20 protein-coding genes and 1 other RNA gene are annotated in these 21,206 nt (G+C 67.4%); 9 read left to right on the top strand and 12 right to left on the bottom strand.

Features of this window, described 5'->3' with window-relative positions; all coding sequences use genetic code 11:
- The first annotated feature begins 43 nt into the window (after positions 1-43).
- Positions 44-337 (top strand): RusA family crossover junction endodeoxyribonuclease, encoded by a 294-nt coding sequence (locus tag O3139_RS09210; RefSeq protein ID WP_269516456.1) that lies wholly within the window; start codon positions 44-46, stop codon positions 335-337.
- Here O3139_RS09210 and O3139_RS09205 read toward each other — a convergent pair.
- Positions 334-738, bottom strand: coding sequence for a C13 family peptidase (locus tag O3139_RS09205; protein ID WP_269516455.1), 405 nt, complete (start codon positions 736-738; stop codon positions 334-336). The two genes, O3139_RS09210 and O3139_RS09205, sit on opposite strands and share 4 nt — an antisense overlap.
- Here O3139_RS09205 and O3139_RS09200 point away from each other — a divergent pair.
- Positions 710-847, top strand: coding sequence for a hypothetical protein (locus O3139_RS09200; RefSeq protein WP_269513770.1), 138 nt, complete (start codon positions 710-712; stop codon positions 845-847). The genes O3139_RS09205 and O3139_RS09200 overlap by 29 nt on opposite strands.
- Here the strand turns inward: O3139_RS09200 and O3139_RS09195 are convergent.
- From O3139_RS09195 to ssrA, 3 genes are all read right to left on the bottom strand, one after another.
- Positions 844-1,050 carry a hypothetical protein gene (locus O3139_RS09195; RefSeq protein ID WP_269513769.1) on the bottom strand — a complete coding sequence of 69 codons (207 nt, stop codon included), beginning with the start codon at positions 1,048-1,050 and terminating at the stop codon, positions 844-846. The genes O3139_RS09200 and O3139_RS09195 overlap by 4 nt on opposite strands.
- Before the next feature lie 85 nt (positions 1,051-1,135).
- On the bottom strand, positions 1,136-1,621 hold the full coding sequence (locus tag O3139_RS09190; RefSeq protein ID WP_269513768.1) for an SspB family protein: 486 nt from the start codon (positions 1,619-1,621) through the stop codon (positions 1,136-1,138).
- Between the two features lie 70 nt (positions 1,622-1,691).
- Positions 1,692-2,056: a transfer-messenger RNA gene (ssrA, locus tag O3139_RS09185) on the bottom strand.
- 36 nt (positions 2,057-2,092) lie between these two features.
- Between ssrA and O3139_RS09180 the strand changes: the two genes are divergently transcribed.
- Positions 2,093-3,787, top strand: coding sequence for a bifunctional protein-serine/threonine kinase/phosphatase (locus O3139_RS09180; protein ID WP_269513767.1), 1,695 nt, complete (start codon positions 2,093-2,095; stop codon positions 3,785-3,787).
- 36 nt (positions 3,788-3,823) lie between these two features.
- Here O3139_RS09180 and gltA read toward each other — a convergent pair whose 3' ends face one another.
- Both gltA and gltX read right to left on the bottom strand, forming a co-directional pair.
- A complete protein-coding gene (gene gltA, locus O3139_RS09175; RefSeq protein WP_269513766.1) occupies positions 3,824-5,125 on the bottom strand; it encodes a citrate synthase in 1,302 nt (433 codons plus the stop codon).
- 64 nt (positions 5,126-5,189) lie between these two features.
- On the bottom strand, positions 5,190-6,608 hold the full coding sequence (gene gltX, locus O3139_RS09170; RefSeq protein WP_269513764.1) for a glutamate--tRNA ligase: 1,419 nt from the start codon (positions 6,606-6,608) through the stop codon (positions 5,190-5,192).
- On the opposite strand from gltX, the gene O3139_RS09165 reads away from it, so the two are divergent.
- Positions 6,607-8,826, top strand: coding sequence for a ComEC/Rec2 family competence protein (locus O3139_RS09165; RefSeq protein WP_269513762.1), 2,220 nt, complete (start codon positions 6,607-6,609; stop codon positions 8,824-8,826). The genes gltX and O3139_RS09165 overlap by 2 nt on opposite strands.
- On the opposite strand, the gene lexA is transcribed toward O3139_RS09165, so the two are convergent.
- The 4 genes from lexA to O3139_RS09145 all read right to left on the bottom strand — a co-directional run bounded on the left by lexA (position 8,807) and on the right by O3139_RS09145 (position 11,998).
- Positions 8,807-9,499 (bottom strand): transcriptional repressor LexA, encoded by a 693-nt coding sequence (lexA, locus tag O3139_RS09160; RefSeq protein ID WP_269513761.1) that lies wholly within the window; start codon positions 9,497-9,499, stop codon positions 8,807-8,809. The two genes, O3139_RS09165 and lexA, sit on opposite strands and share 20 nt — an antisense overlap.
- Positions 9,500-9,571: 72 nt before the next feature.
- On the bottom strand, positions 9,572-10,372 hold the full coding sequence (gene trpC, locus O3139_RS09155; RefSeq protein WP_269513760.1) for an indole-3-glycerol phosphate synthase TrpC: 801 nt from the start codon (positions 10,370-10,372) through the stop codon (positions 9,572-9,574).
- Positions 10,369-11,403, bottom strand: coding sequence for an anthranilate phosphoribosyltransferase (trpD, locus tag O3139_RS09150; protein WP_269513759.1), 1,035 nt, complete (start codon positions 11,401-11,403; stop codon positions 10,369-10,371). Before trpD ends, trpC begins: the two co-directional genes overlap by 4 nt.
- A gap of 4 nt (positions 11,404-11,407) precedes the next feature.
- Positions 11,408-11,998: an anthranilate synthase component II gene (locus O3139_RS09145; protein WP_269513758.1), complete on the bottom strand. Its 591-nt coding sequence runs from the start codon at positions 11,996-11,998 to the stop codon at positions 11,408-11,410.
- A 107-nt stretch (positions 11,999-12,105) separates the two neighbouring features.
- On the opposite strand from O3139_RS09145, the gene O3139_RS09140 reads away from it, so the two are divergent.
- Complete coding sequence (locus O3139_RS09140) at positions 12,106-12,297, top strand: peptidoglycan-binding protein (protein WP_269513757.1); 192 nt, start codon at positions 12,106-12,108, stop codon at positions 12,295-12,297.
- Here the strand turns inward: O3139_RS09140 and trpE are convergent.
- Together trpE and O3139_RS09130 are read right to left on the bottom strand one after the other, a co-directional pair.
- A complete protein-coding gene (trpE, locus tag O3139_RS09135; protein ID WP_269513754.1) occupies positions 12,294-13,814 on the bottom strand; it encodes an anthranilate synthase component I in 1,521 nt (506 codons plus the stop codon). The genes O3139_RS09140 and trpE overlap by 4 nt on opposite strands.
- Complete coding sequence (locus tag O3139_RS09130; protein ID WP_269513753.1) at positions 13,811-15,727, bottom strand: peptidylprolyl isomerase; 1,917 nt, start codon at positions 15,725-15,727, stop codon at positions 13,811-13,813. Before O3139_RS09130 ends, trpE begins: the two co-directional genes overlap by 4 nt.
- 126 nt (positions 15,728-15,853) lie before the next feature.
- Between O3139_RS09130 and tpiA the strand changes: the two genes are divergently transcribed.
- The 4 genes from tpiA to katG all read left to right on the top strand — a co-directional run bounded on the left by tpiA (position 15,854) and on the right by katG (position 21,204).
- The gene (tpiA, locus tag O3139_RS09125) at positions 15,854-16,636 is read left to right on the top strand and encodes a triose-phosphate isomerase (RefSeq protein WP_269513751.1); all 783 of its coding nucleotides are present in this window, start codon (positions 15,854-15,856) and stop codon (positions 16,634-16,636) included.
- A 51-nt stretch (positions 16,637-16,687) separates the two neighbouring features.
- Complete coding sequence (gene secG, locus O3139_RS09120) at positions 16,688-17,095, top strand: preprotein translocase subunit SecG (protein WP_269513749.1); 408 nt, start codon at positions 16,688-16,690, stop codon at positions 17,093-17,095.
- Positions 17,096-17,238: 143 nt separating this feature from the next.
- The gene (locus tag O3139_RS09115) at positions 17,239-18,888 is read left to right on the top strand and encodes a CTP synthase (protein ID WP_269513747.1); all 1,650 of its coding nucleotides are present in this window, start codon (positions 17,239-17,241) and stop codon (positions 18,886-18,888) included.
- 102 nt (positions 18,889-18,990) lie between these two features.
- Positions 18,991-21,204: a catalase/peroxidase HPI gene (gene katG, locus O3139_RS09110; protein WP_269513745.1), complete on the top strand. Its 2,214-nt coding sequence runs from the start codon at positions 18,991-18,993 to the stop codon at positions 21,202-21,204.
- The last annotated feature ends 2 nt before the right edge of the window (positions 21,205-21,206 follow it).

Below are 21,206 nucleotides of genomic sequence, written 5' to 3'. Positions count from 1 at the left end.
CGGCAAGGTCCGGGCGCGCGAGGAGGGGGAGGCCGTCGTCATCATGATCGACGGCCTGACCACCCAGGCCAAATACTACAAGCCGCTGGTCTATGAGTTCTTCAGGAAGGAATGGCGTGGCGCGCGGCCGTCCTATGGCGACTACGTCGTGGAGATCGTGATGGAGCACGTCGGCGAGCCGCCCTGGATGGATCTGGACAACCTGGCCAAGGCCTTGCTGGACGCCATCAAGGGATATCTGTTCCACGATGACGCCCAGGTGGCCCGGCTGCTGGTCGAAAGGCGCGAGGGCGAACGCGAGCGCATCACGATCCGGGCCTATCCCCGCAAAGCCTAGCCACTCGATCGGGTGAACCGCAGGGTCGGCAGCAGCAGCTGCATATTGGGGCCAATGAAGACCTGGGGCTCCGAAGCCGGCGTCAGGCCTTCTGCCGCCTCGCGCTGGCTGACGCAGGCTCGGGTGGCGTTGGCCAGGGCGATGAAGTCGGTGGCGGTCGGAAGGCTTTCGATCACACAGCCGTCGAAATACGGATAGGTGGCGTCCTCGCTGCATCCGAACGAGGACCGGTCACGGCGTGCGGCGGTCATGACCATGCGGTTCGGCCCCGACAGGCTGTCGAGAAACACGCCGGAGAAGCAGGCGGATATGACCACGACGGTCGGCCGGTCGCCGCACATTTCATTGACCAGGCTTGCCATGGCGGTTGGCGTGAGCCGCGCCGTGGGTCCGAAGTTGATCCCCTGTGGCGAGCCGTGGGAGCTGAAATACAGAAAGCAGCCGCGGGTCGCACGGGTGGCGGTCGCGGCGATGGCGGTGACGGCGGCCTCGGCCGAGATGGGCGGTTAGGCATCCGGGCGCAGGCTGTAGTCGACCATGTCGCCTCGGGAAAAGCCGGCGGCCAGGAACCCGGCGGTCAGGTCGCGACGGGCATTGTCGAAGGCCTGGATCGGCTGACCCGCGCTGGTGCGCCAGTCGCCGGCGATGACGGCGGAGGCCCAGCCGTCGAACCGGCTCTGGGCGAGAGCAGGGACTGCACCCAGCCATGCCAAAAGAACGATGACGACCGTGCGAACCAGGGAGACGCTCCCGACTGGAGGAGAGGACAGCCTACCAAGAGCGCGGGCGGCGCAAAGCCTATTTCTTGCGGAACTGGTCCAGCGACACGACCTTGGGGCCGTCGTCGCCCGACGGTGCCGGATCGGTCCGCTTGGGAGCGGGCAGTTCCGCGACGGGTTCGGCCACGACCTCGGGCGCCTCGAACTGCAGCAGGAACTGGACGCTGGGATCGTAGAAGCGGGTCACGGCCGCATAGGGCACGGTCAGGACCTTGGGCATGCCGCCGAACTTCAGCATGACGGAAAACAGGTCGTGCTCGACGGCGAGGTCCCAGTACTGGTGCTGGAGCACGACGGTCATCTCGTCGGGATATTTCGCCACGACATCGGGCGGAACCGAGACGCCGGGCGCGCGGGTCTTGAAGGTAATGTAGAAGTGATGAGCACCCGGGATACCGCCGGGACCGGCGGCGCGCTCGAGCGCGGCACGGATCACGCCACGCAGGGCATCCTGCGCCAGCTTCTCGTACTGCATCTCGTCAATCGGCGGCGCGTCGTCGGCCATGGATACCCCTCGGTGTCTGGCGACAGATAGCGGGGCCGGTCGCCGGGCGGAAGACGCCATATGCGGAAAGCGCCGGGGATTCTGTTGGCAGGCTCCCCGACAGGCCCCGCCCAGGGATCTGAACCCCTAGGACTTAAGATTCGAAATCAACCGAACCGCATTACGCGGCGAGGCGGACTTCTCCAGCGAAGTTATCGTTCGCAGTTAGAAAATGGCCCGATACGGTGGGCCAGGACGAGCGAAAGCAGTCTTCTTTACACGTCCGTCGATGCTAGTCGGCCCCATAAGCCTCCGCCGATAACGCGGGGAAGATGGTGGAGCCGCCGGGAATCGCACCCGGGTCCGGTCCGCTTATTACAAGCGCGTTTATCGCCATATCCGGAGCAAGCCCCGGCAAGAGCCAATATAGGCCGAGAAGTCCTTGCATCCAAGTTGCGAAGTGAAGTCTGCTGCAAGGCAGGGGGATTGCGCATGGCGGAGGACGGCAGGCTGGAGATTGCGGCGGGGTTCGCGACCGCGCTGGGACCACGCAAGGACAATCAGGATTTCGGAGCCGTCCACATCGGCGCACCTTCGGAGCAGGCGCTGCACGGCATGGTCGCCTTGGTCGCCGACGGGGTGAGCGGGTCGAAGGCCGGGCGCGTGGCGTCTGAACTGGCGGGCCGCACCTTCATCGACGCCTATGTCGATCAGAACCCGCTGAAGGGCGTCGCGGCAGCGGGCGTGGGGGCCCTGGCCGGCTATAACCGGTGGCTCCATGCCAAGGGCCGATCGGATCCGGACATGACCGGGGCGGCCACGACCTTCACGGCCCTGGTGATGCGCGGGCGCGAGGCGACGGCGCTGCACGTCGGCGACAGCCGGGCCTGGCATTTCCGCGACGGTGTGCTGACCCGACTGACCGAGGATCATGTGCTGAGCCAGCCGGGGCTGAGCCATGTCCTGTATCGCGCGATCGGAATTGAACCGGACCTGCGGCTGGATACGCGGGCCGTGGGGCTGAAGGCGCACGACCGGCTGTTGCTGACGACCGATGGCGTGCACGGCGTGGTCTCGGGAGAGGATCTGGGGCACCTGCTGGCACGGCGGGCCTCGCCCGAGGCGGACGCCCAGGCCATCGTCGATGCGGCGGGGCTGGCCGAGACGCGCGACAACGCCACCGCCATCGTCATCGACATCATCCGCATCGGGGCCGTGGATCAGGATGCGATCGGGGCGGAGGTCGCGGGCCTGCCGATCCTCCCGCCACCGAACGTGGGCGACAATGTCGACGGTTTTCGGCTCGAACGGCTGTTGTCGGATGGCAAATACACCCGGCTTTTCATTGCCCGGGACGGCGAGGCGACCACGCCCGTCGTGCTGAAGTTCCCCAAGCCTGCCCTGCTATCCGAGAGCGGCGCGCGCGGAGCCTTCCTGCGCGAAAGCTTCATCGGGCGGCGGATCGACAGTCCGTTCGTGGGCAAGACCCTGACCCTCGATGTCGGCCGCCAGAGCCGCCTGTACATCGCCCAGCCCCTCTATGCGGGGCCGACGCTGCACGCGAAGATCGCCGATGAACCGTTTGATATTCCATCAGGCATCGATGTCGGTATCCGTCTGGCCAGGGCCGTCGCAGCCTTGCACCGGCAGGGAATCGCCCACCGCGACATCAAGCCGGACAATGTGATCCTGGAGAAGGACGGCGGGTTGAAGCTGATCGATCTGGGCGTGGCCAGACTGCCCCGGATCGAGGAGTTTGCCGAGGCCGAGGCCCCGGGTACGGCCGGGTACAAGGCCCCCGAGCTTTTCGCGGGCTATCCGGGTGATGCGCTGAGCGATCAGTATGCGCTGGGGGTGACGCTGTATCGGCTGTTCACCGGCGACTACCCCTGCGGCCAGGACGAGGATTTCAACCGGATGCGGTTCGAGAAACCGACCCGACCGACCGTGCTTCGTCCCGACATGCCGGCCTGGCTGGAGGCCGCCATCCTGCGGACGCTGGCGGTCGAGCCGGCCGACCGGTTCGCCGACGTCGAGGAGCTCATCCATGTGCTGGAGAGCGGCAGCGCCGCGGCCGTGCCGAGCCGACGCGAGCTATCGCTGATGGAACGCGAGCCAGTGCGGTTCTGGCAAGGGGTCAGCGCGCTGCTGCTGGTCCTGCTGCTGGTATCGTGGATGATCCGCTGAGGGCGGCGGCCCGATGCCGCCCTCGACAGGGATGCATCAGCCGCGCGACTGGATCGGCACGTAGTCGCGCTGGGTCGGGCCGGTGTACAGCTGGCGCGGGCGACCGATCTTCTGCGCCGGATCAGCCAGCATTTCTTCCCACTGGGCGATCCAGCCGACGGTGCGGGCCAGGGCGAACAGCACGGTGAACATCGAGGTCGGGAAGCCCATGGCCGACAGCGTGATGCCCGAATAGAAGTCGACGTTCGGGAACAGTTTGCGCTCGATGAAATATTCGTCGGACAGGGCGATGCGCTCCAGTTCCTTGGCCACCTGGAACAGGGGATCGTTCTTGTCGCCGACCAGTTCGAGGATTTCGTCGGCCGATTCCTTCATCACCGTCGCGCGGGGGTCGTAGTTCTTGTAGACCCGGTGGCCAAAGCCCATCAGTTTGTATTTCTTGGCTTTCACGCCCTCGATGAACTCCGGAATCTTGTCCGGCGTGCCGATTTCCCTGAGCATGTTCAGCGCCTCTTCGTTGGCGCCGCCGTGCGAGGGGCCCCACAGACAGGCGATCCCGGCGGCGATACAGGCGAACGGATTGGCCCCCGACGAACCGGCCAGGCGCACCGTCGAGGTGGAGGCGTTCTGTTCGTGGTCCGCGTGAAGGGTGAAGATCCGGTCCATGGCCCTGGCCATCTTGGGATCGACCACATAGTCCTCGGCCGGAACCGCAAAGCACATACGCAGGAAATTCTCGGCGTAGCTGAGGTCGTTGCGCGGTGACACGAAGGGCTGGCCGATGTGGTACTTGTAGGCCCGGGCCGCGATGGTCGGCATCTTGGCGATCAGGCGGATGGCCGAGATGTCGCGCTGGACCGGATCATGGATGTCCAGGCTGTCGTGATAGAAGGCCGACAGTGCACCCACGGCCCCGACCATGATCGCCATCGGATGGGCGTCGCGGCGGAAGCCCTCGAAGAAGCGATCGAACTGGGCGTGCAGCATGGTGTGGCGGGTGACGACGTTCTCGAACGCCTCGTATTCCGCAGCCGTCGGCAGTTCGCCCTTCAGCAGAAGGTGGCAGACCTCGATGAAGTTCGATTGCGAGGCCAGCTGGCCGATCGGATAGCCGCGGTGCAGCAAGATGCCGGCGTCGCCGTCGATATAGGTGATGGCGCTTTCGCAGGCCGCCGTGGAGGTGAAGCCGGGATCGAAGGTGAAGGTATCGGTCGCACCGTACAGCTTGCGGATATCGATGACGTCCGGGCCCGTAGAGCCCGACAGAACCGGCAATTCGACGGTCTTGTCGCCGTAGGTCAGGGTCGCCGTTCCGGCGAGTTTGGAGGCTTCGGTCATCAGGCGCCCTTGCGATGGTGTTCGGACCGGACGGGAAGACCCGGACCGCGACGGTTACCTACGATCATCTAGTCTGTTGCAGCGCATCATCCAAGCGGCCGAGCGATTCTTCGCGACCCAGTGCGGCGAGGGTCTTTGCGATGTCGGGGGAAACGCCGTCTCCCGTCAGCGCGGCCCGGACGGCGGGGCCGATCTTGCCGAATCCCACCGCTTCTTCTTCGGCGAAGGCCTTCAGTTCGGCCTCCAGGGCGAAGACGTCCCAGCTCGCGAACAGGCGTAACCGGTCACGCAACCGCGCGATCCGCTCGCCCGATTCGCCCGTGAGGAGGGGCAGGGCCTTTTCGAAGATCTGCAGAGGTCGCCGGCCAAGGACGAAGCCGGTCTGGTCGGCCAGTTCCAGAACGGTTCTGGCGCGATCCTTGACGAAGGGCATAGCCTGCACAAGGCGTGCCTCGTCCTCTTCGGCCAGGGCATGACCGCGTGCCAGATGCACGTCCAGCACGGCCTTGGCGAGCCGGTCGTCGTCGGCCAGCCGCATCCAGTGGGCATTGACGTGGGCCAGCTTGTCGAAGTCCAGCCGGGCCGGGGCCTTGCCGATGCCGTCCAGGTCGAACCACTCCCGGGCCTGGTCGTCGCCGAACAGTTCGTCGTCGCCGTGCGCCCAGCCCAGACGGGCCAGATAGTTTCGCATGGCCTCGGGCAGATAGCCCATCCCGGCATATTCGTGGACGGCCTGGGCCCCGTGGCGTTTCGACAGCTTTGCGCCATCGGGACCATGGATCAGGGGGATATGGGCGAAGGTCGGACGCGGCCAGTCCAGGGCGTCATAGATCAAGGCTTGGCGCGCGGCGTTGTTCAGATGGTCGTCGCCCCGGATGACATGGGTGACGCCCATGTCGTGGTCGTCGACGACGACGGCCAGGTTGTATGTGGGGGTGCCGTCCGACCGCAGCAGGACCAGGTCGTCGAGATCCTCGTTGCCCCAGCTGACCTCGCCCTGGACGGCGTCGTTCACGATCACACGGCCGGGCAAGGGGCGGCGGAAGCGGACGACGTGAGGCCGGGACAGATCGTCCACCGTCGGCTCGCGGTCGCGCCAGGGCGATTCGAATGCACGACGGGCGGCCTTGGCCTCGTCACGCAGGCGTCCGGTTTCCTCGGCCGAGGTGAAGTCGCGATAGGCGGCCCCGCGCTCCAGCAGCTCATCCACGACCTCGCGGTGTCGGGCTGCGCGGGCATACTGGAAGACGGGGTCCTCATCGGCGAACAGTTCCAGCCAGCTGAGGCCGTCGAAGATCGCCTTGACCGCGTCCTCGGTCGAACGCTCGCGGTCGGTGTCCTCGATGCGAACCAGAAACTTGCCGCCACGACGTTTCGCGTAAAGGTAGTTGAAAAGCGCCGTTCTTGCGCCGCCTATGTGCAGATAGCCGGTCGGCGAGGGGGCGAAACGGGTGACGACTCGGGGGTCGGAGGAGGAGGTCATGGGGGGCGTGTCCGGACGGGCCGCCCTTATACCGCCCGACGCCGCAAAGCCCAGCCCGCGAGAGCGGATCGCCGCGTGGTTTTTGGATGAGGTCCGGGCGCAGTCGCTGCGGTGGCGGTTGCTGGCCCCGGTGGCGTTCGGTGCCGGGGCGGCCCTCTATTTCGCGCTGAAGCGCGAGCCGCCTTTGTGGCCGCTGCTCGGACTGGCCGGGGCCACGCTGGCGATCTGGCTGGGTGCACGGTGGCGGGGGATCGGGCGCAGGGTCACCCTGCCGCTGATGCTGCTGGCCTGTCTGGCGTGTGGGCTGGCGGGGGCGAAGGTCCGCAGCGACCGTGTCGCGGCACCGATCGCCCCGGCCATGGCCGAGCCCACCGTGATCGAGGGCTGGGTCGTCGATGTGGACAGCCCGGGCGACCGGGGGCACCGGGTGGTCGTCGCCCCCGTCCGCGTGCAGGGCCTGCTCCCCGAGGCGACCCCGATCCGTCTGAGAGCCACGGTCAGGGGTGAGCCGCCGGTACCGGGTTCGGCCATCCGGCTGTTCGCGATCCTGAATCCGCCGCCGCCGCCCGCCAGCCCGGGGGCCTATGACTTCGGGCGAGGGGCCTGGTTCGACCGCCTGGGCGGCACGGCCTTCGCGCTGGGCGAGACGCGGACGGCCGAGCTGCCCCCGGCGCCATGGAGCCTGCGGATGGCGATGCGGGTCAATGCCATGCGGTTTGCTCTGGCCCGGCGGATCGTCGATCGCCTCGGCGAGCGAACGGGCGGGATCGCGGCGGCCATGACGACGGGGCATGAGACCTGGATCCAGCGCGAGGATCTGGACGCCATGCGCGATTCCGGACTGGCGCACATTCTGTCGATCAGTGGCCTGCATATGGCGATCGTGGGCGGGTTTGCCTTCTTCCTCGTGCGGTTCGGGGTGGCGGGCTGGCCGTGGCTGGCGCTGAGGGTGTCGGGCAAGAAGGTGGCGGCGGTCGCGGGGCTGATCGCGGTCTGGAGCTATCTGGTACTGTCAGGCGCACCCGCTCCGGCGGAGCGGTCGGCGATCACGGCCTCTATCGCCTTCGCGGCCATCCTGCTGGATCGGCAGGCGATCAGCATGCACGGGTTGGCTGTGGCCGCCATGGTCGTGTTGATCCTGCAGCCCGAGGCCATCGTGACCCCCGGGTTCCAGATGTCGTTTGCGGCAACGGCGGCGCTGGTGGCCCTGGCGGAGGCCTGGCCGCCCCGGACGCGCGAACTGTCGGTCCCCTGGCCCATCGCCCTGTTCCAGTCGGCACGGCACTGGCTGGTCATCGCGGTCAGCGCCAGCTTCGTGGCGGGCGCGGCGACGGGGCCGTTCGCCATCCAGCATTTCAACCGGACCGCCGTCTTTGGCCTGATCGCCAATCTGGCGACGTCTCCCATCGCAGATTTCATCATGATGCCAGCGCTGGCGCTGGGTGCGCTTCTGGAACCGGTCGGGCTGGGCGGGCCGTTCCTGTGGGTGGCCGGCAAGGGGGTGGATGCGATGCTGTTCGTCGGCCACCGGGTCGCGGCGCTTCCGGGTGCCGTGCGGACGATCGCCAGCGCGCCGGACTATGTGCTGCCGATCTCGTTCCTGGGCGTGCTGTTCGTCTGCCTGTGGCAGGGGCGGCTACGGTGGGCCGGACTGCCGTTCGTCTGCGCGGTGCTGATCTGGCCGCGGGATCCGACACCGACGGTCTGGATCGGGGATGGTGGGACCAATGCGGCCTATAGCGTGGACGGTCAGGCGGTCGTGGTGCGGCCAGGCGTGCGGGATTTTGCCACCGAGCTTTGGTCGCGGCGGCGCGGACTGACGCGGGCCGAGCGGGACGACGCGGGCTGGGTGTGCGAGCGCTACGCCTGTGCGCCCCGAAGCGGTCTTGCGCCCGTGGCCCTGTGGTGGGGCAAGGCCGCGCCGGATGCGGCGGCGCTGGCCGGCCTGTGCGCCTCGGCTCCGCTCGTCAGCGTGCGGGCCACGGTGTCGGCCTTGCCGGATGCCTGCGCCGACCGCCTCGTGCTGGACAGCGTGGACTACGCGCGCGGCGGGGCGGTCGAGCTGTGGCAGACACCGCAGGGCTGGCGTGCGGTCTGGTCTGCGGATGCGCGGGGAGACAGGCCGTGGAGCCGCCCCGGACAAGGTCTCCGACCTTTCCGGGATGACAAGGCCGATCTGGATGCGGCCGAGCCTGGCGCTAGTGATACTGGCGGATGAGGCCGACCAGCTTGCCCTGAACCTCGACCTGGTCGGGGCCGAAGATGCGTGTCTCATAGGCGCGGTTGGCGGGTTCCAGGGCGATGGAATTGCCCTTCCTGCGCAGCCGCTTCAGCGTCGCCTCCTCGCCCTCGACCAGGGCGACGACGATCTCGCCGGACGAGGCCGTATCGACCCGTTTGATGACTACCAGATCGCCGTTGAGGATGCCCGCCTCGATCATCGAATCGCCCTCGATCTCGAGCATGTAGTGTTCGCCGGCGCCCAGCATGGCCTCGGGCACCGAATAGCGGCCATGATCCTGCTGGATCGCGGCGATGGGCACACCGGCAGCGATCTTGCCGACCAGAACCAGTTCCCGGGTGTCGTTGGCGGGTTCTGCCGCCCTCGGACGTCCGCCGCCCTCGATGACGTCGGGGCGGAAGGGGGCACGGCCCCGGACCGGGCCGGTCGTGGCCTGTTCGGGCAGTTTCACCACTTCCAGGGCGCGGGCGCGGTGGGCAAGACGACGGATGAAGCCGCGTTCCTCCAGCGCCGTGATCAGCCGGTGGATGCCGGACTTGGACGCCAGATCCAGCGCCTCCTTCATCTCGTCGAACGAGGGGGAGACGCCGGTCTCCTTGATCCGCTCGTGGATGAACATCAGGAGTTCGTGCTGCTTTTTCGTCAGCATGGTGAGAATCGCCTTCAGAACAAGTCGTGAACCGTCGCCGATGTTCTGTAAGTGTTCCTCCCTAATGTCAACTTAACGGGAAACGGGTTCGAGCAGCGACAGCGTGGCGGCCGCGACGTCCGCTTGTCGCATCAGGCTCTCGCCGACCAGGATCGCCCGTGCTCCCGCATCCGCCACCACGGCGACGTCCGCCGCCGTAAAGATCCCGCTCTCGGCGACCAGCAAGGCACTGGCCGGGGCCATGGCGGCGTAGCGGGCGGTGGCGCCCAGATCGACCTCGAAGGTGCGGAGCGAGCGGTTGTTGATGCCGATCAGGTCTCCGCCCAGGCCCACGGCGCGGGCCATCTCGCTCTCGTCATGGGTCTCGATCAGGGCGTCCATGCCGAACCGGCGGGCTTCGGCCAGCAGGTCGGCGGCGAGGGCGTCGTCGACCATCGACAGGATGATCAGGATGCAGTCGGCTCCCAGCCCCCGGCTCTCGGCCACCTGCCAGGGATCGACGAGAAAGTCCTTCCGCAGACAGGGCAGGGCGGTCGCGGCGCGGGCGGCGATCAGGAAGTCGTCGTGGCCCTGAAAGCTCGGTTCGTCGGTCAGGACGGACAGGCAGGTCGCGCCGCCGTCCTCATAGGCCCGGGCCAGGGCGGGCGGATCGAAGTCGGCGCGGATCAGACCCTTGGACGGGCTGGCCTTCTTGATCTCGGCGATCAGGGCGGGGCGACCGTCCTGCCAGCGTTTGCGCAGGGCGGCGAGGAAGCCGCGCGGCATGTCGGCGACGAGGGCGAGCCCTTCGACCTCGCCCAGCGGACGGGCGGCCTTGCGCGCCTTGACCTCGACCCGCTTGTAGGCGGCGATCTGTTCGAGGATGTCGGTCATGCGGCCGGCTCCGGCTCGGGCGCGGAGGTGATGGCGGCAAGTCTCGTCAGGGCTGTACGGGCCGCACCGTCGTCGATGGCGCGGGCGGCCAGGCCCACGCCACTCTTCAGGTCCGCCGCCCTGTCCGCGACGACCAGGGCAGCGGCGGCGTTCAGCAGGACGACATCGCGATAGGGCCCGGTCGCGCCGTCCAGAAGGGCGGTCAGGGCGGCGGCATTGGTCTCGGCGTCGCCCCCGCGCAGGGCGGCGATGTCGGCGCGGGGCAGGCCGGCGTCCTCGGGCGTCACGGTGAAGCGGCGGACAGTCCCGTCCTTCCATTCAGCGACCTCGGTCGGGCCGGTCGTGGTCAGTTCGTCCAGTCCCTGACCGTGGACGGTCCAGGCGCGGGTGGCCCCAAGGTTCCCAAGCACCTGGGCCAGGGGTTCCAGCAGGCGCGGGTCATAGACGCCCATGACCTGACGCCGGGCGAGCGCCGGGTTGGACAGGGGACCCAGCAGGTTGAACACGGTGCGAAAGCCGATCTCTGCCCGGATCGGCCCGACGTGGCGCATGGCCCCGTGATAGTGGGGCGCGAAAAGGAAGCAGATGCCGGCTTCGTCCAGCGCCTGTTTCTGGCGCTCCGGCCCGGCGGTCAGGTCGACGCCCAGAGCCGACAGTACGTCGGACGAGCCGGAGCGGGAGCTGAGCGCGCGGTTGCCGTGCTTGGCGACCTTCAGTCCCGCACCGGCCAGCACGAGGGCGGCGGCGGTCGAGATGTTCCAGGTGTGCTGACCGTCGCCCCCGGTGCCGCAGGTGTCGATGACGTCATAAGGCTGGTCGAAGGGGCTGGCGGCGGCGCGCATGGCGCGGGCGAAGGCGGTGATCTCGTCGACCGTCTCGCCCCGGATCCGCAGGGCGGTGACAGAGGCGGCGACCTGGGCCGGGGTCGGTTCGCCGCGAAGGCAGGCGGCGAAGAAATCGCCGGCCTCCGCCTCGGACAGCGTCTGGCCGTCGACCAGCCGGGCCAGCAGCGGCTTGAATCCCTCGGACACCGCCTCAGACCATGGCCAGGCGCTTGACGCCCGCCAGATCGAGGAAGTTGGCCAGAAGAGCGTGGCCGTGTTCGGTGGCGATGGATTCGGGATGGAACTGGACACCGTGGATCGGGCGGGCGTGGTGCTGGACGCCCATGATCTCGCCGTCCTCGGTCCAGGCGGTGACGTCGAGGCTGTTCGGCAGGGTCGCGCGGGCCACGGCGAGGCTGTGATAGCGGGTCGCGATGAAGGGGCTGGGGAGGCCCGCGAACAGGCCGCGACCGTCGTGGGTGATAGGCGAGGTCTTGCCGTGCATCAGGGCCTTGGCCCGCACGACGTCGCCGCCGAAGGCCTGGCCGATCGCCTGATGGCCGAGGCAGACGCCGAGGATCGGCATGTCGTCGGGTGCCGTGGCGATCAGCGGAAGACAGATGCCGGCCTGATCCGGCGCACAGGGGCCAGGCGACAGCAGGACCGCCTCGGGCTTCAGCGCCCAGGCGTCCTCGACGGTCAGATCGTCATTCCTGACGACATGCGTCCGCGCACCCAGTTCCGCGAGGTAGTGGACGAGGTTGTAGGTAAAGCTGTCGTAGTTATCGACGACGAGGATCATCCGGCGCTTCTAGAGGCTGGTTTCACCGCCGCCAAGCGGACGTATGTGCGCAACGGATCGTTAACCGTTGCGGTTCGAGATCGGCGCTCGAACCGGAGGGTGAGTCCATGACCATGCAGGCCCAGATCGATCAGGCGCGGCAGGCCCTGGCGGACGTCGAGTCGAAGCCGAACGTCATGGCGACCCTGGGGGCCGCAGCGCTCGCGGCGGCAGCGGCGGTGCTGCTGGCCGGGGTGATGATCCTGGGGCCGGGCGTGGCGATCGAGGATCAGCCGGTGCCGGTCAGCGCGACGACCTAGATACCGCCCGCGTCGTTCAGGGGCGCGCCCAGCTTGAAACGCCAGGCATCCCCGGCCGCCCGCATCGGGGCGCGCGCCTTGGCCTCGGTTTCCGCATATTCGGCTGCCGGATCGCTGTCGGCGACCACACCGGCCCCCGCCTGGACGAAGACCTGTCCGTCCGCGAACAGGGCGGTGCGCAGGACGATGCAGATGTCGGCCTCTCCGCCCGCCGAGATATAGCCCACACCGCCGCCATAGCCGACGCCGCGCTTTTCCGTCTCCAGCTCATCGATGATCTCCATCGCGCGAACCTTGGGCGCGCCGGACAGGGTGCCCGCGGGCAGGGCGGCCAGAAGCGTGTCGACCGCGTCGAGGTCCGGGTGGGCACGTCCCTCGACATTCGAGACGATGTGCATCACCTGGCTGTACCGTTCGACGACGAAGCTTTCGGTCACCTTGACGCTGCCGGGCGCAGCGACGCGACCCACGTCGTTCCGGCCCAGGTCCAGCAGCATCAGGTGCTCGGCCCGTTCCTTCGGATCGGCCAGAAGCTCGGCCTCCAGCGCCCTGTCGGCCTCCGGCGTCGCACCGCGCGGCCGGGTGCCGGCGAGCGGGCGAATGGTGACCCCGCCGTCCTTCAGACGCACGAGGATCTCGGGGCTGGAGCCCGCCAGCTGGAAGTCGTCGAAGGTGAGAAAGTACAGATACGGCGACGGGTTCTGGCGGCGCAGCGAGCGGTAGAAGGCAAACGGATCGCCCGTCCACGGCGCACGGAAGCGGTGGCTGAGGACGACCTGAAAGATATCGCCCGCGCCGATGTAGTCCTTGGCCGCAGCGACCAGTTCTGCATAGGCGGCGGCATCGACCGGGGACGCGAAGTCGATGGCCGGGGTGGGCGCGGCCTCTGCGCGACCGAGCAAGGGTCGCCGGAGACGAACCTCGAAATCGTCCAGCCGGGCCTCGGCGGCATCGACGGCTGTCTCCGGGTCGTCCCCGGGCCAGACCGGCGCCATGACGATGATCTCGTGCTTCACGGAATCGAAGACGGCGATGACCGACGGTCGGGTCAGCACGGCGTCGGGCAGATCGAGCAGATCGGGATTGGGCGCGCCCAGCGGCTCCAGCAGCCGGACCATGTCGTAGCCGAAGACACCGAACAGGCCCGCGGCCATGGGAGGCAGGCCGTCGGGCAGGTCGAAGCGCGTTTCCGCGATCAGGGCACGGAGGCTGTCGAGCGCGCCGCCGGGCTGGTTGGCATAGCGTCTGGCGGCGATATCCGCTCCTCGCGCGATCGCGGCGACGCCATCGCGACAGCGCCAGACCACGTCGGGATCCAGGGTGATGATCGAATAGCGGCCATTCAGGGCACCGCCTTCGACCGACTCCAGTAGAAAGGCGTGCGCGCGGCCCCAGCCGACCTTCAGATAGGCGGACACTGGTGTCTCGAGGTCGTCGATGATCCGGCGCACCGCGATCTGCGGCGTTCCGGCCTTCAGTCCCGCGACCAGAGCCTGCCGGTCGGCCGTCTCGCTCATTGAACGGGAGCGGTCGGCGTCGCGTCCGGTGCGGTGACACCCAGGGCCTCGATCGCGGCCGCCGGATCGTTCGTGGCCTTGGAGCGCGCAGCGCCAGCGGTCACCAGTTGTTCGACGCCGGCACTGACGATGTCGCTGCCGATGCGGCCGCGGATCTGGTCCGCCAGGCGCGAGGCCGTGGCCGGATCGGCCGGACGTACCGCGTCGACGCGGCCGACGACGAAGCTGTTGTTCGCGCCGGGGCCGGTGAAAATCTGACCACGACTCTGGCCGAACAGACCCTCGAGCACGCCCTGGCCCAGAGCGCTTTGTGTTTCGGCATTCTGCTGGACGCCGCTGCGGTTGATCAGGGTAGCACCCGCCGAGGCCGCGACGGCGGCAATGTCCTGACCGTCACGGACACGCTTGGCCAGTTCCTCGGCCTTGGTGGACAGGCGTCGGGCGTTCTCGCGCAGGGTCCATTGCTGGGCCAGCGGGCCACGGACCTCAGCCAGGGCCGGCAGGGCGGAGGGACGGATGTCGTCCAGGCGCAGCACGAAATACTGGCCCTGGCCGGCGTCGATCACATCGCTTTCGCCGCCCCTGGTCAGGGCATAGGCGCTCTGCAGAATCTGGGGAGGGGCATTCATCGGCTGGCCATCGGGCAGTCGGCCATCCTGCGTGAAGGGGGGAAGCTGAACGAGCCGGGCCCCGACCTGTTCGGCAGCGGCGACGAGGGGCTTGCCCTCGGTGCGCGCCTTCTCATAGGCCTCGACCCGGGCATAGATACGGGCCTTCATGTCCTCTTCCTGTAGTTCCGCCACGATGGCTCCGCGAACGTCTTCCAGCGTTGCGGGCGTGCCGGGCAGGATCGCGGTCACCCTCGCGACCGTGAAGCCGACACGGCCCTGGATCGGGGCGGACACCTGATTGGCCGCCAGGGCGAAGACGGCGGTGGCGATCGCCGGATCGGGCAGGGCGCTCTGGGGCTGGGCGTCATAGACGGCGGGCTGGATGTTGTTGGCTTCGGCCACGGCCTGGGGGGTCTGACCCGCGCGCAGGGCACCCGCGATGCGGTCGGCGGCGGCCCGGGTCGAAACCGTCAGGGTCGTGAAGGTCCGGCGCTCTGCGGTCGACAGGGCGTCCTTGCGGAAGTTGAACCGCTCGACGATGCGCGCCTCGGGGATGGCCGGAGGGGTGAAGCCCGGGGCGTCGTTGAACAGCAGCACCGTGGCGATACGGAATTCGGGCCGACGCAGCTGGGCTGCGTTCTCGTTGATGAAAGCCGTCAGCTGGGCGTCCGTCGGGGCGGGCGACGCGCCGGCCATGGCCTGGGTCACCTCGAACCAGCGGCCATCACGAACCTGGAAGGCCTGACCCGCCAGCAGCGCGCCGAAGATGCGCGGGGTGCGCAGGCCGGCCTGGATGGCCGTCCCGAAATGCTGGCTGACGGCGGTGTCGCGGAACTCGTCCTCGAGCATGACCGGCGTCACGTTCTGGGCGGCCAGGGCCTGCTCGTACTGGGCCTGATCGAACTGACCCGTGACCTGGTTGAAGAAGGCCGGAATCTCGCGGATGCGCTTCAGGACCAGCTCCTCGCTGACGCGGATGCCGGCCTTGTGGGCCCAGTTCAGGAAGCCGAGGCGATTGGTCTGGCCTTCCAGATAGCGGACGTGGACGTTCTCCTTGACGAGGTCCTCATTTGTAACCGGACGTCCGGCCTGCTCCTGCATGCCGGTGCGGACCCGCTCGAACTCCGTCCGGAACTGGGCCACGTCGACCGAGCGATCGCCCGCCGTGATGATGTGTTTGGGGCCAAGATTGCGCAGGACGTCGGTCTGGCTGCCGCCAACGATCATGAAGCTGAGGATCAGGAGGACGAACAGACCCGCCGCCCACTTGGATTTGGCGAAGGCACGGAACAGGGAAATCATCGAGTGGGCCTGACGGTCGGACGGCGTGACGCGCCGCGAAGGTGGATATGGGCGTATAGGGGAGGCGGGCTATCCCCCGCAAGCGCCGGGCTTGGCAGGCGGCGAGACGCTGCCTAGACAGGCCGGATGAAACAATCCGTGAAGATGATCGTCGGCAACTGGAAGATGAACGGCGAGTCTGCTGGTCTGGCCGAATTCGAGGCCTTGGCGGCCCGTTTGAAATCGGACCCTTGTCGCGTCGATGTCGCCATCTGCCCGCCGGCTACGCTGATCGACCGCATGCGCCGCATCGGAGGGCCTGCCGCCATCGCCCTGGGGGGGCAGGATTGCCATGCGGAGCCGCGGGGTGCCTACACCGGGTCGATCTCGGCGGAATTGCTCGTTGAGGCGGGTTGCGACCTCGTGATCGTTGGCCATTCGGAACGCCGCCAGATGTTCGAGGAGACGGATGCCGCTGTTTCAGCCAAGACAGCGGGTGCTCTGAGAGCCGGGCTAACGCCGATCATCTGCGTAGGTGAGACATTGGCCCAGCGTGAGGCGGGAGAAGCGGCTTCGGTCGTGCGCGGACAGATCCTCGGTTCGCTCCATGACGATCTCACAGGCAGGGACTGGGCCCTGGCCTACGAACCGGTCTGGGCGATCGGCACCGGCCTGACCCCGACGCTGGAACAGATCGCCGAGATCCATGCCGCCGCGCGGGCCGCGATGGTCGAGAGACTGGGCGAGGGCGGTCGCATCGCGCCGATCCTGTACGGCGGCTCGGTCAACGCCGGCAATGCGCGCGACATCCTCGCCGTGGCCGAGGTGGGCGGTGCCCTGGTAGGAGGTGCCTCGCTCAAGGCAACCGATTTCCTGGCCATAATCCATGCCGCCGAACTCGCCCTCGTTGCCGCTGACGCGCAAGGATGATAGACGCCGCCGCTTGATCGGCGGACCGTCCCGCCACACATGTAAGCGACCATGCTCCAGACCATTCTCCTCGTCGTCATGATTTTGATCTCGCTGGCCCTGACCGGCGTGATTCTGTTGCAGCGTTCCGAAGGGGGCGCGCTGGGCATGGGCGGCGGTCCGTCGGGCTTCATGACCGCGCGCGGGGCGGGCAATCTGCTGACCACCACGACCTGGTGGCTGGGTGCGGGTTTCGTGATCTGCGCGATCAGCCTGACCATTCTGGGCAATGTGGAGCGGTCGAACCGTTCGGTCGTCGATGCCGATGCGGTTGGCTCCATCGCCCTCGATACGGGTCCATCGACGACGACGGCCCCTGCGACCAATCCGACGACCCCGACGCAGCCGGCCGCGCCGTCGCTGGACGACCTGGAAGCCAGTCTGCCGACCGCGGCCCCGGCCCAGACGCCGGCGAACTAGGGTGACGGCGGAGGCTCCTCCGCCGCTTCCCCACCGATCCCGCCTCCTGCACCCGCCGTCGGTGGGGTCGAAGATGTGTTTTCAACAGATGGATCGCGAACCGATCCGAAGCTGGAGCCGAATCGGCTCTAAGGTGATGCCCCGTGGCTAGATATGTCTTCATCACGGGCGGCGTGGTTTCCTCGCTGGGCAAGGGACTGGCGTCGGCGGCCCTGGGTGCCCTGCTTCAGGCACGCGGCTACAAGGTCCGGCTTCGCAAGCTCGATCCCTATCTGAACGTCGATCCGGGGACGATGAGCCCCTATCAGCACGGCGAGGTCTTCGTGACCGACGACGGGGCCGAAACCGACCTCGATCTGGGTCACTACGAGCGGTTCACCGGTGTATCGGCGGCCAGGTCGGACAACATCACCACCGGCCGCATCTATTCGACCATCATTGAGAAGGAACGGCGCGGCGACTATCTGGGGGCCACGGTACAGGTCATTCCGCACGTCACCGACCAGATCAAATCCTTCTGCCTGACGCCCGCCCTCACCGATGAGGGCGAGGAGGTCGATTTCGTTCTGGTCGAGATCGGCGGCACGGTCGGCGACATCGAGGGCCTGCCGTTCTTCGAGGCGATCCGCCAGTTGGGCCAGGACCTGGAGCGGGGCCAGTCGTGCTTCGTCCACCTGACGCTGCTGCCGTTCATCAAGACGGCCGGGGAGATGAAGACCAAGCCGACGCAGCACTCGGTCAAGGAACTGCGCTCCATCGGCATCCAGCCGGACATCCTGCTGTGCCGCTGCGAGTTCCCCATCCCGCCCGAGGAGAAGCGCAAGATCGGCCTGTTCTGCAATGTGCGCGAGACGGGCGTGATCCAGGCGATGGATTCGGCCGACATCTATGCCGTGCCGCTGGACTATCACCGCGAGGGTCTGGACGCCGAGGTCCTCGCCCACTTCGGCATCAAGGACGCGCCAGAGCCCGACCTGACCCAGTGGCAGGAGATCGCACGTCGTCGGCTGCAGCCCGACGGCGAGGTCACGGTCGCCGTGGTCGGCAAATACACGGTCCTGAAGGACGCCTATAAATCCCTGATCGAGGCGCTCCATCACGGCGGGGTGGCCAACAACGTCAAGGTCAACATCGACTGGGTCGAGGCCGACACCTTCGAGGGCGACCGCGAGCTGTGTGAACAGCGGCTTCAGGACGCCCACGCGGTCCTGGTGCCGGGCGGCTTCGGCGAGCGGGGCGCAGAAGGCAAGATCGAGGCGGCGCGGTTCGCCCGCGAGCGCAACATCCCCTATTTCGGCATCTGCTTCGGCATGCAGATGGCGGTCATCGAGGCGGCCCGGAACCAGGCAGGGCTGACCCGGGCCTCCTCCACCGAATTCGGTCCGACCGACGAGCCTGTGGTCGGGCTGATGACCGAATGGACGCAAGGGAACCAGCGCGTGCTTCGTCAGCAGGGCGGGGACCTGGGGGGCACCATGCGGCTGGGGGCCTATGACTCGACGCTGACCCCGGGATCGAAAATCGCCGAAATCTACGGAACCACGGCCATCAGCGAGCGTCACCGCCACCGTTACGAGGTCAACATCAACTATCGCGATGCGATCGAGGCCAGGGGCCTGCGGTTCGCCGGCCTGTCGCCCGACGGCGTCCTGCCCGAGACCGTCGAACGCATTGATCACCCGTGGTTCATCGGGGTCCAGTACCATCCGGAGCTGAAGAGCCGGCCGTTCAAGCCCCATCCGCTGTTCGCCAGCTTCATCGAGGCGGCGCTGGTGCAGAGTCGGCTTGTTTGATAGGTCGAGCCTATCCTGACCATCAATATTTCAAGTTAGACTAATGTTCGCCAGGGTCTAACGTCACCATCCTCAACCACGAAACGGCAGGATGGAACGATCATGGACGGCAGCGATATCGTCGAGCCCACCACCAAATGCCCGCTGCGGCATGGCGTGCGGTTTCACACCAGCTTTGGCGGACGCTCGAACCGCGACTGGTGGCCCAACCAGCTGAACCTGAAAATCCTGTCGCAGCATTCCTCGATGGTCAGCCCGTTCGCGCCGACCTTCCGCTATGCTGACGAACTGGAAAAGCTGGACGTCGAGGCGCTGAAGGCGGACCTGCGCGCGCTGCAGACCGATTCAAAGGACTGGTGGCCGGCCGATTTCGGCCACTATGGCCCGTTCTTTGTGCGTATGGCCTGGCATAGCGCGGGCACTTATCGGACCGGCGATGGACGCGGCGGCGCGGGGGCGGGCACGCAGAGGTTCGCTCCGCTGAACAGCTGGCCGGACAACGGCAACCTCGACAAGGCGCGCCGCCTGATCTGGCCGATCAAGCAGAAATACGGAAACCGGATCAGCTGGGCCGATCTGATGATCCTGGCCGCCGACGTCGGCATGGAGACGATGGGCTTCAAGACCTTCGGCTTCGCCTTTGGTCGCGAGGACGTCTGGGAACCGGCCGAGGATGTTTACTGGGGGGCCGAGGACAGCTGGCTGGGCGATGCGCGCTACCAGGGCGAGCGCGAGCTCGACAAGCCGCTGGCCGCTGTCCAGATGGGTTTGATCTATGTGAACCCGGAAGGCCCCAATGGCCGCGCCGATCCGGCTGCCTCGGCTCACGACATCCGCGAGACCTTCGCCCGGATGGCCATGAACGACGAGGAAACCGTCGCGCTGATCGCCGGCGGCCATACCTTCGGCAAGGCGCACGGCGCGGGCAATCCGGAGCATGTCGGTGTCGAGCCGGAAGGTGCGGCAATCGTGGAGCAGGGTCTGGGCTGGCGAAACAGCTTCGAGAGCGGCAAGGGACCCCATACGATCACCAGCGGGCTCGAAGGCGCCTGGACCAGCCATCCCACGCGTTGGGACAACGGCTATTTCGACCTGCTGTTCAAGTACGACTGGGAGCTGACCCGCAGCCCGGCCGGTGCCCAGCAATGGACGCCCGTCAACATCGCCGACGAGGACCTCGCTCCCGACGCCCACGATCCGTCCCGGCGCGTCAAGCCGATGATGGCCACGACCGATATCGCGCTCAAGACCGACCCTGCCTATCTGGAGATCTCGAAACGGTTCCACGCCCATCCGGACCAGTTCGCCGACGCCTTCGCGCGGGCATGGTTCAAGCTGACCCACCGCGACATGGGTCCGCGTGCCCGGTACCGCGGCCCTCTGGTGCCCAAGGAGGTCCTGATCTGGCAGGATCCGATCCCGGATGTGGATCACCCGCTGGTCGAGGCGGCCGATATCGCCGACCTGAAGGCGCGTATCTTCGCCTCGGGTCTGTCCGTCAGCGAGCTTGTCGCCACGGCCTGGGCCTCGGCCTCGACGTTCCGGGGTTCGGACAAGCGGGGAGGGGCCAACGGTGCCCGGATCCGTCTGGAGCCGCAGAAGGACTGGGCGGTGAACCAGCCGGCTCAGCTGGCCCGGGTTCTGTCCGCTCTGGAAGCCATCCAGACCGCCTTCAACGCGGCCCAGGCCGGCGGCAAGAAGATCTCCCTGGCCGACCTGATCGTGCTGGCCGGTTCGCTGGCTGTCCAGAAGGCCGCCCAGGACGCCGGCTTCGACGTCGAGGTGCCGTTCACGCCCGGCCGGATGGACGCCAGCCAGGCGCAGACCGACATCGAGTCCTTCGATGTTCTGGAGCCGACGGCCGACGCGTTCCGCAACTATCTGAAGACGGAATACACGCTGACGGCCGAAGAGCTGATGATCGACCGGGCGCAACTGCTGACCCTGACCGCGCCGGAGATGACGGTGCTGGTCGGCGGTCTGCGGGCGCTGAACATCAACACCGACGGTGTCCAGCACGGGGTCTTCACGAAGCGTCCGGGCCAGCTGACCAACGACTTCTTCGTCAACCTGCTGGACATGGACACCGTGTGGACCGCGACCTCGGACGAGGAGGCCGAGTTCGAAGGCCGTGACCGGGCGACCGGTGCGCCGAAATGGACCGCCACCCGCGTCGATCTCGTCTTCGGCTCCAACTCGCAGCTTCGGGCTCTGGCCGAGGTCTATGCCCAGTCGGATTCGGGCGAGAAGTTCGTCACGGACTTTGTCGCGGCCTGGACGAAGATCATGAACGCGGATCGGTTCGACCTGCGCTGACC

The organism is Brevundimonas subvibrioides (assembly GCF_027271155.1).
In the GTDB taxonomy this organism is placed as follows: domain Bacteria; phylum Pseudomonadota; class Alphaproteobacteria; order Caulobacterales; family Caulobacteraceae; genus Brevundimonas; species Brevundimonas subvibrioides_D.
This window is presented reverse-complemented; position numbering and strand designations above follow the sequence as displayed.